This window comes from Paenibacillus sp. JSM ZJ436, from assembly GCF_044383795.1.
Classification (GTDB): Bacteria; Bacillota; Bacilli; order Paenibacillales; family Paenibacillaceae; genus Paenibacillus_AQ; species Paenibacillus_AQ algicola.
Genome location: NZ_JBISEO010000008.1, coordinates 1 through 12,579 on the forward strand (window position 1 = coordinate 1; position 12,579 = coordinate 12,579).

Annotated in this window: 12 protein-coding genes, 16 tRNA genes and 1 rRNA gene; 28 read left to right on the plus strand and 1 reads right to left on the minus strand. The window is 51.3% G+C overall.

Going from position 1 to position 12,579, the window contains the following annotated elements; translation table 11 throughout:
• The 26 genes from ACH6EH_RS11820 to ACH6EH_RS11945 form a co-directional block, all read left to right on the plus strand.
• Positions 1–113, plus strand: a 23S ribosomal RNA gene (locus ACH6EH_RS11820); the annotation flags it as partial.
• A gap of 112 nt (positions 114–225) precedes the next feature.
• Positions 226–301, plus strand: a tRNA-Asn gene (locus ACH6EH_RS11825).
• 3 nt (positions 302–304) lie between these two features.
• Positions 305–396 (plus strand) — tRNA-Ser (locus tag ACH6EH_RS11830).
• A gap of 9 nt (positions 397–405) precedes the next feature.
• Positions 406–480: transfer RNA gene (locus ACH6EH_RS11835), tRNA-Glu, on the plus strand.
• 97 nt (positions 481–577) lie between these two features.
• Positions 578–653 (plus strand) — tRNA-Val (locus tag ACH6EH_RS11840).
• A 13-nt stretch (positions 654–666) separates the two neighbouring features.
• Positions 667–743: transfer RNA gene (locus ACH6EH_RS11845), tRNA-Met, on the plus strand.
• 28 nt (positions 744–771) lie between these two features.
• A tRNA-Asp gene (locus tag ACH6EH_RS11850) sits at positions 772–848 on the plus strand.
• 29 nt (positions 849–877) lie between these two features.
• Positions 878–950, plus strand: a tRNA-Phe gene (locus ACH6EH_RS11855).
• A gap of 29 nt (positions 951–979) precedes the next feature.
• Positions 980–1,055 (plus strand) — tRNA-Thr (locus ACH6EH_RS11860).
• A 4-nt stretch (positions 1,056–1,059) separates the two neighbouring features.
• Positions 1,060–1,145: transfer RNA gene (locus ACH6EH_RS11865), tRNA-Tyr, on the plus strand.
• 6 nt (positions 1,146–1,151) lie between these two features.
• A tRNA-Trp gene (locus ACH6EH_RS11870) sits at positions 1,152–1,225 on the plus strand.
• Positions 1,226–1,244: 19 nt separating this feature from the next.
• Positions 1,245–1,320 (plus strand) — tRNA-His (locus tag ACH6EH_RS11875).
• Positions 1,321–1,347: 27 nt separating this feature from the next.
• Positions 1,348–1,422, plus strand: a tRNA-Gln gene (locus ACH6EH_RS11880).
• A 3-nt stretch (positions 1,423–1,425) separates the two neighbouring features.
• Positions 1,426–1,500 (plus strand) — tRNA-Gly (locus tag ACH6EH_RS11885).
• A gap of 9 nt (positions 1,501–1,509) precedes the next feature.
• Positions 1,510–1,583 (plus strand) — tRNA-Cys (locus ACH6EH_RS11890).
• Between the two features lie 12 nt (positions 1,584–1,595).
• Positions 1,596–1,672: transfer RNA gene (locus ACH6EH_RS11895), tRNA-Arg, on the plus strand.
• Between the two features lie 3 nt (positions 1,673–1,675).
• A tRNA-Leu gene (locus tag ACH6EH_RS11900) sits at positions 1,676–1,755 on the plus strand.
• A 301-nt stretch (positions 1,756–2,056) separates the two neighbouring features.
• A complete protein-coding gene (locus ACH6EH_RS11905) occupies positions 2,057–2,359 on the plus strand; it encodes a LiaF transmembrane domain-containing protein (RefSeq protein WP_138226962.1) in 303 nt (100 codons plus the stop codon).
• 65 nt (positions 2,360–2,424) lie between these two features.
• Positions 2,425–3,096 carry a PspA/IM30 family protein gene (locus tag ACH6EH_RS11910; protein WP_397332458.1) on the plus strand — a complete coding sequence of 224 codons (672 nt, stop codon included), beginning with the start codon at positions 2,425–2,427 and terminating at the stop codon, positions 3,094–3,096.
• A gap of 2 nt (positions 3,097–3,098) precedes the next feature.
• Entirely contained in the window at positions 3,099–3,578 is a 480-nt protein-coding gene (locus ACH6EH_RS11915; RefSeq protein ID WP_397332459.1) for a PspC domain-containing protein, read from the plus strand.
• Position 3,579: 1 nt separating this feature from the next.
• Positions 3,580–4,269, plus strand: a complete 690-nt coding sequence (locus ACH6EH_RS11920) for a PspA/IM30 family protein (protein ID WP_397332460.1) — start codon at positions 3,580–3,582, stop codon at positions 4,267–4,269.
• A gap of 169 nt (positions 4,270–4,438) precedes the next feature.
• On the plus strand, positions 4,439–5,083 hold the full coding sequence (gene liaF, locus ACH6EH_RS11925; protein ID WP_397332461.1) for a cell wall-active antibiotics response protein LiaF: 645 nt from the start codon (positions 4,439–4,441) through the stop codon (positions 5,081–5,083).
• A 33-nt stretch (positions 5,084–5,116) separates the two neighbouring features.
• Entirely contained in the window at positions 5,117–6,205 is a 1,089-nt protein-coding gene (locus ACH6EH_RS11930; protein ID WP_397332462.1) for a sensor histidine kinase, read from the plus strand.
• Position 6,206: 1 nt separating this feature from the next.
• Positions 6,207–6,851, plus strand: a complete 645-nt coding sequence (locus tag ACH6EH_RS11935) for a response regulator (protein WP_208203330.1) — start codon at positions 6,207–6,209, stop codon at positions 6,849–6,851.
• A 404-nt stretch (positions 6,852–7,255) separates the two neighbouring features.
• Positions 7,256–8,803 (plus strand): glucose-6-phosphate dehydrogenase, encoded by a 1,548-nt coding sequence (gene zwf, locus ACH6EH_RS11940; RefSeq protein WP_397332463.1) that lies wholly within the window; start codon positions 7,256–7,258, stop codon positions 8,801–8,803.
• 130 nt (positions 8,804–8,933) lie between these two features.
• Positions 8,934–10,514: a peptide chain release factor 3 gene (locus ACH6EH_RS11945; RefSeq protein ID WP_397332464.1), complete on the plus strand. Its 1,581-nt coding sequence runs from the start codon at positions 8,934–8,936 to the stop codon at positions 10,512–10,514.
• An 83-nt stretch (positions 10,515–10,597) separates the two neighbouring features.
• Here the strand turns inward: ACH6EH_RS11945 and sspI are convergent, their stop codons facing one another.
• Positions 10,598–10,837 (minus strand): small acid-soluble spore protein SspI, encoded by a 240-nt coding sequence (gene sspI / locus ACH6EH_RS11950; RefSeq protein WP_138226954.1) that lies wholly within the window; start codon positions 10,835–10,837, stop codon positions 10,598–10,600.
• Positions 10,838–10,965: 128 nt separating this feature from the next.
• On the opposite strand from sspI, the gene ACH6EH_RS11955 reads away from it, so the two are divergent.
• Together ACH6EH_RS11955 and ACH6EH_RS11960 are read left to right on the plus strand one after the other, a co-directional pair.
• Positions 10,966–11,628: a potassium channel family protein gene (locus ACH6EH_RS11955; RefSeq protein ID WP_138226953.1), complete on the plus strand. Its 663-nt coding sequence runs from the start codon at positions 10,966–10,968 to the stop codon at positions 11,626–11,628.
• 37 nt (positions 11,629–11,665) lie between these two features.
• Positions 11,666–12,457: a TrmH family RNA methyltransferase gene (locus tag ACH6EH_RS11960; RefSeq protein ID WP_397332465.1), complete on the plus strand. Its 792-nt coding sequence runs from the start codon at positions 11,666–11,668 to the stop codon at positions 12,455–12,457.
• Positions 12,458–12,579 lie beyond the last annotated feature (122 nt).

Sequence of the window (12,579 nt, forward strand, 5' to 3'; positions counted from 1 at the left end):
TGAGATTTCCCAGTATGTAAGACCCCTTGAAGACCACGAGGTAGATAGGTTGGAGGTGGAAGTGCAGCAATGCATGGAGCTGACCAATACTAATCGGTCGAGGGCTTATCCTACAAGCTTTGCGAAGTAAAGCTAGCTACGAAAGCATTACGCTAATGATCAATCTAACAACGCACATTCGTTTCGTATCTAGTTTTCAGGTGATCAAACATCTGAATTCTTTATTCCCTGATAGCTCAGTTGGTAGAGCACTCGACTGTTAATCGAGTTGTCACAGGTTCGAGTCCTGTTCGGGGAGCCATTTGGAGAGGTGTCCGAGTTGGTCGAAGGAGCACGATTGGAAATCGTGTAGGCGCCAAAAGCGTCTCGAGGGTTCGAATCCCTCTCTCTCCGCCATTTAAATAAGGCCCGTTGGTCAAGGGGTTAAGACACCTCCCTTTCACGGAGGTAACAGGGGTTCGAATCCCCTACGGGTCACCACTTTCTTTACTAGTTTCAGGTAATGAGAATACCAAAGGTTCATGGGCAGCTTGCAATTTGCTTGATGATTTGGTAATATAGAGTTCGGTTTGTTTATGGAGGCTTAGCTCAGCTGGGAGAGCATCTGCCTTACAAGCAGAGGGTCGGGGGTTCGATCCCCTCAGCCTCCACCATATAATTTAATGACGCGGGGTGGAGCAGCTCGGTAGCTCGTCGGGCTCATAACCCGAAGGCCGCAGGTTCAAATCCTGCCCCCGCAACCAATTATATCGCATAGCGATTATGCCTCATGGAACTGTGGTGTAGAGGCCTAACATGCCTGCCTGTCACGCAGGAGACCGCGGGTTCGAATCCCGTCAGTTCCGCCATTCTTTTTTTTAAACCGAAAGAGCTTTAAGGCTCGGTAGCTCAGTCGGTAGAGCAGAGGACTGAAAATCCTCGTGTCGGCGGTTCGATTCCGTCCCGAGCCACCTTAATGTATTACCGTAGTACTTTTCTTGCCGGTGTAGCTCAATTGGTAGAGCAACTGACTTGTAATCAGTAGGTTGGGGGTTCAAGTCCTCTCGCCGGCACCACCTTGGAGGATTAGCGAAGTGGCCAAACGCAGCAGACTGTAAATCTGTTCTCGTACGAGTTCGGTGGTTCGAATCCATCATCCTCCACCAGTTTTTAGGGGCATAGTTTAAAGGTAGAACAGCGGTCTCCAAAACCGTTAGTGTGGGTTCAATTCCTGCTGCCCCTGCCAGTTAAACTTAAAATATATGGCGGTCGTGGCGAAGGGGTTAACGCACCGGATTGTGGCTCCGGCATTCGTGGGTTCAAGTCCCATCGATCGCCCCATTATTTTAAAATTATGAATATGATTGTTGGGGATTAGCCAAGCGGTAAGGCAACGGACTTTGACTCCGTCATGCATAGGTTCGAATCCTATATCCCCAGCCATTTGCGGACGTGGCTCAGCGGTAGAGCATCGCCTTGCCAAGGCGAGGGTCGCGGGTTCGATTCCCGTCGTCCGCTCCATTTTTGTTTGGCGCCATAGCCAAGTGGTAAGGCACAGCTCTGCAAAAGCTTTATCCCCAGTTCGAATCTGGGTGGCGCCTCCATTATTATATTTTGTGCCCTTAGCTCAGCTGGATAGAGCGTTTGACTACGAATCAAAAGGTCAGGAGTTCGAATCTCTTAGGGCACGCCATTAGCCGGTGTGGCGGAATTGGCAGACGCGCGCGACTCAAAATCGTGAGGGAAACCGTGGGGGTTCGAGTCCCTTCACCGGCATCACAGAGGAACATGGGAAACCATGTTCCTTTTTTATATTTGCGGATGAGTGTTATCTCATCTGCTTTTTTTGTATGCCAATTCTCTTCTCCGATTGATTATTGACGATCCCAGGCAGCAGGAGCAGGCTTCGACAATGGTCGTAAGGCATCCCCGACTTTAGTCGAGGATGAAATACCGTCCTCAGTCTGTTTTAGGATCCCTGCTTTTTCTCTACAATAAGGACATAAGGTTGAAATTCAAAAACAACATCAACAGCAGCAACAAAGTACGACATGAAAATAAGAAAGGCGGTGAAACCTTGAGAAGCTCAAGAAATAAAGGATTGGCTGTACTACTGATCGGGTTAGGCGCATTAATTCTTCTGGGGGTATTCGGACCTCTGCTAGGCTGGCTGTTCAGTCTCTTGATTCCGTTAGTCATGATTGGATTAGGCTACTATGGAATTAAGCGGGGCAACACACTTATTGGCTGGATCGTGATGGCGATTGGTATTATCTCGCTGTTAGGCAAGCTATCTTGGCTGTTCGGACCATTGCTGGGTATTGCATTGATCGTCTGGGGCGTGTCCCGATTGAAGCGAAGCCGGCGGCGTTATTATTAAGGTAGAAGCAAGCAACAAGCAAAGACATCATGTTGAATATGAAGGTAGAGGAGGATTAAACGACTATGAGTGTGTTACGCCGTATTCGTGATATTACGATGGCTACTCTGAATGAAAAGCTGGAACAGAGTCAGGACCCTGTCAAGCTCATTGACCAGTTCTTACACTCTACCAGGCAGGACATTCTGGAAGCCGAAAAGCTTCAGCAGCAGTGTGAATCCCACACTCGTCATCTCAAGCAGCAGGTGGTTCAAGCCGATTCCATGCGAAGTAAGCGGGAAGAGCAGGCATTGCTAGCTCTAAAAGCTGGGGAGGATCATTTAGCGAAGCTGGCTCTGCAAGAGAAGCTGATATATGAAGAGAAAATCGAGCAGTATCAGGAGCTGTTAACAACAAGCCATGAGGCACTGCGTGAGGTGGAGGTACAGCTGGGGGAGCTGCGTATGGAATATCAGAGCGCATACAGCAAACGCCAATACTACGCGGCCAGAATGGAAACCTTGCGCTTACAGCAGCGTATGAACGGCCGCAGCGGCGGATATCCCGGACAGGACGTTCCGCGAATGTTCAACAGGCTGGAGGATCGTATTACAGACTGGGAGCTTGAAGCCAAAAGTCTTCGGGATATCCGCCGAACGGATCACCAAGGCACCTCCCAGAGTGAAGGCATCTCCAGTATGCTAGAGCGAGAGCTTGCACGGCTGAAACAGAAGCTGAGTGACAGCGGAAAGGAGTAATCATGACGAAATTATACCGCTCCTCCCGAGACAAGGTATTTACCGGATTGATCGGCGGGCTTTCAGACAAGCTTGGCTTTGACTCCACTGTGCTGCGCATCATTTTTGTAGTCAGTATCTTTATAACCTGCGGGACCACGCTTTGGATCTATCTGATTGCAGCTTTGGTCGTGCCCAAGGAGCTTAATCCTCGCGATCCATACCGGCGCGGAGGCCGGCGATCGGAGTACCAGGATGATTTTGATGAAAGAGGCCGGCGCTATGGCCGTGGAAGGGACCGTAGATATGATCAGGATGACTATGATCGGTACGATCCGCCATTTCAAGATCCGGGCTTTACTACGACGAAGCAATCACCCGGCACACCGCCACCGGATGCGGAGCTGGATGCCATGTTGAAGGATATCGAGAAAAAAGCGTTAAAGAAAGAGATTGAAGAGCTAAAACAAAAATTATCCAAGTACGAGAAGGGAGATTTATAATATGGGAGTATTCAAAAGAATTAAGGACATGACAAAGGCGTCGGTAAACGAGCTACTCGATAAGGTTGAGGATCCGATTGTAATGCTGAACCAGTATCTGCGTGACATGGAGGCTGAGATTCACGAAGCCGAGGTTACGGTTGCCAAGCAAATGGCGAATGAACGCCGGATGAAGCAGCGCGTTGAGGAAGCGGTGAAAATGGCAGGCCAGCGGGAAGCTCAGGCCGAGCTTGCCTTGAAGAATGGTCAAGAAGAGGTCGCACGGAAGCTGCTGGAGGAGAAGCTGTATTTTGACCAAAAGCAAGAGGAATACCAAGGGCTTCATGAGCAGTCTGATGCACAGGCGAAAGAGCTGGTTGCACAGCTGCACCAAATGAAGGATGAGTTCTATAAAATGCGCAACAAGCGCAACGAGCTGGTAGCCCGTGCCCAAATGGCCAAAGCGAAAAAGCAGATGTCTCAAGTTAGCAGCCTGCATAGCATTGAAAGTGGCAGCGCGTCAATGGGCTTCCACCGCATGGAAGAAAAGATTATGCAGCTTGAAGCGGAGGCAGATGTGATGAGAGCGCCTTATCCTTCACAGCATGCCGGGTACACCAATCCAGTGGATGCTGAGAAGCAGCTGAAGATTGAAGAGCAGCTGAATGCCATGAAGAACAAGATGAACGGCGGCTCCAAGTCCGAGCAGTAAAAGCGTGTTCGAAAAGAACGGAATATGATATGCTACTGGAGTGGCAAGGAGTCATCCAGGATCAGCGTGACTTATAGCTTAATGACCATACGGTGCGGATGATCCGCATCGTTTTGGTTTGTATAGCAAAATAATCAGTAGAGCAGCAGCCATCTGAAGGAGGTGCGACATGGAGAAAAATAGCGGAATTGCTTTTGTGCTCATCGGTCTGGGGATCTGTTTGCTGTTCGGCAAATGGATTGGATTTTTCACCGTGGTCGCTCTTCTGCTGGTGGCAGCAGGCATTCAGCAAATACGTGTGGGCTGGCCTAAACGGGGATATGTATTGCTGGGCGTAGGCTCAGTGATGCTCCTGCTGGATCATTTGATGCTGGTCATTGGAATCGGCTTAATCTCGCTCGGTTTCTTCTACGGAAAGGTGAAGAAGGCTCACCGAAATGACCGTTTCCACCAGCAGCAGACGTTTATGTCTAACTTTGATTGGGATCGGGCGCCTTGGGTCATGCAGAGCCTCAGTGTGTGGCATGTGCTGGGAGAAGCGGATGTGGATCTTTCGCTTGCTTTACCGGAAGAGAACGAAACGGTGCTTATGTTTCATGGTCTGCTTGGCGATATCGACATCGTCATTCCGGAATATTACGGTGTGGAGATTGAGGCATTTATTCTGTTTGGCTCGATCGACACCAGCTTAAAGCGGGAAACCGGCATTATGAATCGCCTGAATTGGAAATCTCCTAATTATGAGACGAGTGAGTATAAAGTGAAATTTATTGTTTTTTATCTTGGCGGAGATTTGAGTATCCGGATGGTGTAATGTACAAATATAGAGCTGCAGGAGGGCTGTCACTTGGAATCTGATAAGAAATCAAATATGATTACGCGGAGCATGCGTGAGGGCGCCCTTCTAGGCTTTGCCATATTGCTAATCGTCTTATATGTGCTATATACATACGGGTATCTTCGGCCCATGAACGATTGGGGCGACACGATCCAAGCCGGAATCACCATAGTATTAATGCCGATCGGACTCGGAGTAGGATACGGGTTCTTCCAGGGATACCGGGTGAGGCGGAAGCTGGACCGGGTAAGAGAAACACTATCTGACTGGGAAAAAAGCGGGGTTACCGCAGGCTCTATGCCGGATGTTGGAGATGATGAGGTCGGACGGCTGGGCGAGCAGCTGGATCGGATCAGCAAGCGCTGGGAAGAGCAGGTGACGTCGCTGCAGAGGCTGTCCACGAACAATGCCCAACTGGCGGAGCAGGCACGGATTACAGCCATCGTAGAGGAGAGACAGCGGCTGGCTCGGGAGCTGCATGATGCGGTCTCCCAGCAGCTGTTCGCGATATCCATGACTGCTACTGCGGTAGGACGAACGCTGGAGAAGGATTTTAACAAAGCGCAGCGTCAGGTAGCCCTGATCGAGGAAATGGCCTCTGTAGCGCAATCGGAGATGCGGGCGCTTCTGCTACATTTGCGGCCCGTGTATTTGGAAGGAAAGGCGCTGGAGCAAGGATTGAGAGAGCTGATCCGGGAGCTGGAGATCAAGGTTCCGATGGAAATTCAGCTGGAGATGGACGAAGGCTTGACGCTCGTGAAGGGCATCGAGAATCATCTTTTCCGCATTGTACAAGAGGCCATGTCGAACACGCTCCGGCATGCCAAAGCCGATAAAATGGACATCCGCATCCACCGTAAACTCAATACCGTACGGGTTATGCTTCGAGATGATGGTGTCGGATTTGAACTAGACGAGAAGAAACAGGCTTCCTATGGCCTTTCTACGATGGAGGAGCGGGTCATTGAGCTGGGGGGAGCCATTCAGATCATTACGGCGCCAGGGAAAGGCACACGAATTGAGATTACGGTACCGCTGCTGGACGAAGAGCGCAATAAGACAGAGGAGGATGGAAATGCCGCAGGAAACGGAGTCTGACATGGAGACACCGATTAAGGTGCTGCTTGTTGATGATCATGAGATGGTTCGGATCGGCCTCGCTGCTGTGCTGGGCACGGAGGACGGGATTGAGGTTGTCGGGGAAGCGGGCAGCGGTGAGGAAGGTATTCGGCTTGCAAAGGAGTATGTGCCGGATGTGGTTCTGATGGACCTAGTCATGGAAGGAATGGACGGTATCGAGACCACGCGGGAGGTCATCAAGCTGTTCCCTGACTGCAAGGTCATTGTGCTCACCAGTTATCTGGACGATGAGAAAATGTATCCGGTCATTGAGGCCGGTGCATTCAGCTACTTGCTGAAAACCTCGCGTGCATCCGAAGTCGCTGACGCGATCCGGGCGGCGGTGCGGGGACAATCTGTACTGGAATCACAGGTAGCCTCCAAAATGATGAACCGGTTTCGCCGCCCTCAGGCTGAAGCGCCTGCGCACAGTGAGCTGACGGACCGGGAGATGGAGGTGCTGCGCCTGCTTGCACAGGGTAAATCCAATCAGGATCTGGCGGATGAGCTGTTTATCGGGATCAAGACGGTCAAATTCCACGTGACGAATATCTTAGCGAAGCTTGGCGTTGAGGATCGGACACAGGCCGCCATTTACGCTTACAAAAACGGACTCGCTGAATAAAAATAGAGAAGCTCGGGCTGACAAGGCTGGAGCTTTTTTTGTCGCTTAGATTCCTTCTGTCGCCATGCAGATTTCAGGCGGGAATGCCGGCGCAGCACACACTTCCTGAATGAAACAAGCTGGCTAAGGGCAATGTATGGAAGGGAAAGACAGGGAAATGAAAGGGAGGTTTCTCTGTTAGATATGCAGGGTAGAATGCATGAAGATTACATGAAGAAAAAGAAAGTTTGTGGATCGAAAAATCCGGCACTCCTGCTTAAAATGGACACAAGATCTTGAAATAACAATAACAAAAGTGTGAAATGAGATAGCATACTTGACACGGATATGCTAAAATGTCATCACATCGTGATAAACTTTGGTGCATAAAAATACACTATATTACATAGAAAGAATGAGGAGCCATGGCTGAAAATCTAAATTTCGATACACTAAATACACCGGGAGCGGTATTTTTTATATTCGGAGCGACCGGTGATCTGGCAAAACGCAAGCTGTTTCCCGCGATCTACAGTCTTTACCGTGAAGGCAAACTGTCGGAGGATTTTGCGGTCATCGGAGTAGCCCGCCGTCCGCGTACACAGGATGAATTCCGTCAGGATGTCTATTCATCCATTCAGGAATTCGGGCGTTACCGTTCTGATCTGAACGCGGAATGGGATACCTTTGCGCAGCATTTTGAATACAAGTCGCTCGATATTAATGATATTGACGGCTTCCGCGAGCTTCGGGAGCAAACGGAGCAGCTTGAGGCTAAATATGAAATTCCGGGCAACCGCCTGTTCTACCTGGCCCTGGCACCGGAGCTGTTCGGCAGCGTATCCTTCAATCTGATGAAGGGCGGCATGCTGGATGGTGCAGGCTGGAACCGTCTGGTCATTGAGAAGCCGTTCGGTTATGACCTGGAGTCCGCAGCGAAGCTGAATGAAGAAATTAACCAGGTGTTCAAGGAAGAGGAGATTTACCGGATTGACCATTACCTGGGCAAGGAAATGGTTCAGAATATTGAAGTCATCCGGTTTGCGAATGCGTTTTTTGAGCCGCTATGGAACAATAAGCATATCGCGAACGTTCAGATTACGCTGAGCGAAACGGTGGGCGTGGAGGAGCGCGGCGGGTATTACGATCATGCCGGCGCTTTGCGTGATATGGGGCAGAACCATATGCTCCAAATGCTTACCATGATTGCGATGGAGCCGCCTAGCCGTCTGCTGCCGGAGGATATTCGGGACGAGAAGGTGAAGGTGCTGCGTTCCCTGCGTCCGTACGCTTCGAGTGAAGAGGTTGCGGATCATGTTGTTCGCGCCCAGTACACGAAGGGCAGCAACGGAAGCAAGGAGCTTCCGGCCTACCGCGAAGAGGATAAGGTAAATCCGGAATCCAATACGGAAACGTATTTTGCCGCCCGTCTGTTCGTCGATAACTTCCGCTGGGCGGGAGTTCCATTCTACATCCGTACAGGCAAGCGCCTGCCAGTCAAGACGACGGAGGTCGTGGTGGAATTCAAGCGGATGCCAGGCAATGTTTACTTGGGCCAGAAGCATTCACTGGAGCCGAATCTGCTCGTCATTCGCGTGAATCCGATGGAAGGCTTGTATGTGAAGATTAACGCCAAGAAGCCAGGCTCTGAATCGGAAATCGAGCCGGTAGCGATGGATTTCTGCCAAAGCTGCCTGGTGGGCATTAACTCGCCTGAGGCTTACGAGCGCCTGATCCATGATGCCGCAAGAGGCGACCATACCTACTTCACCCGCTGGGATGAGGTGGCTACAGCATGGTCCTTTGTGGACAAGATTGCGCAGTCCTGGAGAGACAACCAAGGCCCGCTGGAGAACTATCCGGCCGGTTCCTGGGGACCACAGCAGGCCGACGCTTTACTGGAAAAGGACGGCTTCCACTGGTGGCCTGTTAACGGGCAGGACGAGGACAAGGTCATTTGGACGAAGAGCTAACAGGGAACAGCAAGCCTCCCTGAACCGGATAGGAATAAAATCATCCCCATACGTACCTGGTATGGGGATGATTTGCGTATGGATTGTGGTACAATGATATACATGACTTTAGTACGAAGGGAACAGTGAAATGAGCAAACTCCAGAATGAGCTGCAGACCGAAGTCGATAAACGGCGGACGTTTGCAATTATATCCCACCCGGACGCCGGTAAAACGACATTGACGGAGAAGCTGCTGCTGTTCGGCGGCGCAATTCGCCTGGCGGGATCGGTTAAAGCAAGAAAAGCAAGCAAGCATGCCACGAGTGACTGGATGGAGATTGAAAAGCAGCGGGGAATCTCGGTAACCTCCTCCGTGATGCAGTTTGATTACCAGGGTCATCGGATTAACATACTGGATACACCAGGTCACCAGGATTTTAGTGAAGACACCTACCGGACGCTGACCGCAGCGGACAGCGCTGTCATGCTGATTGATGTCGCCAAGGGCGTGGAGGCCCAGACCATCAAGCTGTTCCAGGTGTGCGCGAAGCGCGGCATTCCTATTTTTACATTCGTAAACAAGCTGGACCGGGAAGGACGCAGCCCCTTTGATCTGATGGAAGAGATTGAGCAGGTGCTTGGTATCCGCTCTGTACCGATGAATTGGCCTATTGGCTCCGGACGTGACCTGTGCGGGGTATATGACCGTATGAAAAATCAGGTAGAGCTGTTCCAGAACGACGATCATTCCGCCATTGCTGTCAAAAAAGTCGAGGATTACAACGATCCCATCATTCGGGATATGGCTGGAGAGTATTTGCACGATCAGCTGTGTCAGGACCTGGAGCTCCTGGATGTAGCGGGTGATCCGTTCGATTTGGAGAAGGTGCTGAAGGGCGAGCTGACACCGGTATTTTTCGGCAGTGCGGTCAACAACTTCGGCGTGCAGACGTTCCTCGAGAACTTCCTGCAGCTGGCTCCGAAGCCGGAGCCTCGCAGCAGCACCCAGGGCATGATCGAGCCCACGAATGAGAAGTTTACCGGCTATGTATTCAAGATTCAGGCGAATATGAATCCCGCCCACCGGGACCGGCTTGCTTTCCTTCGTATTGTGTCCGGTAAATTTGAGCGCGGCATGAGCGTGAAGCATATACGTGCAGGCAAGGAGATCAAGCTGTCGCAGCCGCAGCAATTTCTGGCTCAAGACCGCGATATTGTAGAGGAGGCGTACCCCGGCGACATTATCGGATTGTTCGATCCCGGCATTTTCCGTATCGGCGATTCATTGAGTCAAGGCGGTGAGATCATCTTTAATGAGCTGCCTACCTTCTCGCCGGAGCTGTTTGCGAAGGTGACAGTCAAGAACGCACTGAAGCATAAGCAGTATCAAAAAGGCGTGGATCAGCTGACAGAGGAAGGTACGATTCAGGTATTTAAGACGATCAGCTTTGAGGATATGATTCTAGGCGTGGTAGGACAGCTCCAGTTCGAGGTGTTCGAATATCGGATGAAGGCGGAATATGGCGTGGAGGTTCAGCTTCAGCGTATGCCGTATCAGTTCGCCCGCTGGATTGTGGATGACAAAATCGATCCTTCCAAGTTCCGTATTAACTCTACGCTGGTGAAGGACAAGAAGGAGAATTATGTCGTCTTGTTCGAGAACGAATATGCCATGAGAACCGCGATGGATAAAAATCCGACGGCGCAATTCCTCGAAACGGCTCCTTAATTTAAGCGGTATCGCTGTATAAGCAAATGAAACAGCCATTCCCTCAACAAGCGAGGGGATGGCTGTTGTGCCTTGCGAGACGGTTACTGCGGTACCAGCTGCCCCGGGGTCACCGTCTTCAGGTGATCATGCAGAGAGGAAATCAGGTCGGCCTGCTCGGCTTCCTTCATATCCTTCCACATCATCTCGAACATAACGCCAAGTCCCGGAAGCGCAGCTTCGGGGCCATCGACGGAACCCTCGATCATCGAGCGCAGCTGTTGTTCATCCTGATCATGGACCTTATGAATGACGGCCTGCCGCAGATCTAACAAAATGGACATGGGGTAAATTCCTCCTTGTTGTTAGGGTCGTTCTTAATGTGCCCCTCTGTCTGTCGTTAAATTCAACAAGCATCGGCGTTGTGCTATACTGGCAATATAGTATTTTATGGGGCTGTGGAGGTTAAAATATGGCGAAGAAGCAGTATGCCGTCATTGGCATGGGACGGTTTGGAACGAGTGTGGCCAAAGAGCTGAGCGAGATGGGCTTTGACGTATTGGCCGTGGATGCCAGTGAGCAGCGGGTGCAGGAGATTGCCGGCTTGGTCACACAGGCGGTATCCTCGGATTCCACGGATGAGGAGGCGCTGCGGGCACTCGGCATTCGTAATTTTGATGTGGTCGTGGTCGCAATCGGCGAGGATATCCAGTCCAGCATTTTGACTACCCTGATCCTCAAGGATCTGGGCGTGCCGGTCATTATCGTCAAGGCGAAGAATGAGCTGCATGGTAAGGTGCTGCAAAAAATCGGCGCGGACAAGGTTATTTTTCCGGAAAGAGATATGGGGCTTCGGGTAGCGCATCACCTGATCTCCCCGAACATCCTGGAATATATCGAGGTGTCGGACGATTACAGCATCATGGAGATGAAGGTCGCGGCGGATATGATCGGAATGAACCTGATCGAGCTGGACATCCGGGCGCGCTTTGGCTGCAACGTGATGGGTATTCGCACGAATGGTAAAATGAACATCTCTCCCAATCCGCAGGACCGTCTTGCAGCGGGGGATGTGCTGGTTATTGTTGGACAGAAAAATGATCTGACCAAGCTGGAGCTGGCGTACCCTAGATAATTGTCGGCCTTATTTTGATAATAGAGCAGGTGTTAACATGGAAATTGCTTCTCTCCAAAATTCCCGCGTGAAGGGCTGGGCCCAGCTTCAGGACAAGAAGCATCGGGATCAGCAGCATAAATATGTCGTAGAGGGCATCCACCTCGTTCAGGAGGCCTTGAGCTTCGGGGCTGACATTGAGTGTGTGGCCTATGATAAAGACCGGGGGATTCCCGCGGAGCTTACGGAGCTTCCGGATCAGGGCAAACATGTGGAATGGATTGCGGTCACTGAGGGCATTATTGCAAAAGTATGTCAGGCTTCGACGCCGCAGCCGGTATTTGCGGTTGTACGCAAGGAAGCGGGCTCACTGGACAGATTATTTGAAAATCCCTCGAAGCCGGTCATTGTGCTGGACGGATTGCAGGATCCCGGCAATGTAGGAACGATTATCCGCAGTGCAGATGCATCTGGAGCAGGAGGCGTTCTGCTGGGTACGGGCTGTGCGGATGTGTACAATCCCAAAACGCTGCGTTCGACCATGGGCTCGCTGTTTCACCTGCCGGTGATCGAGGGAAACCTGGAGGAGCTGCTGCCGCAAGCCAGGTCCCGGGGAGCGCGTCTGGTTACGACCTCTCTGGAGGGCAAGGCTTCGGCTTTTGAGTATGACTTTACCGGCAGCTGCTGGATGGTGATCGGCAGTGAGGGCAGCGGTGTCTCGCCTGCCGTATCCCGTCTTGTGGATGATGCGATCATCATTCCGATGCCAGGCAAGGCAGAATCGTTGAATGCGGCGATGGCCGCGACGGTGCTGCTGTTTGAGGCGTTAAGGCAGCGGCTGCAACGCTAAAAGCTATTGATGGAAGAACGGTGCCGAGTTGAGGCGACCGTTCTTCTTTTTTGGGCTTGGCTTGCATAGGCTGATGAAGAGGTGCAGCTTGGCTGCAATGGCTTGTTCGCGAACCTCCGGAG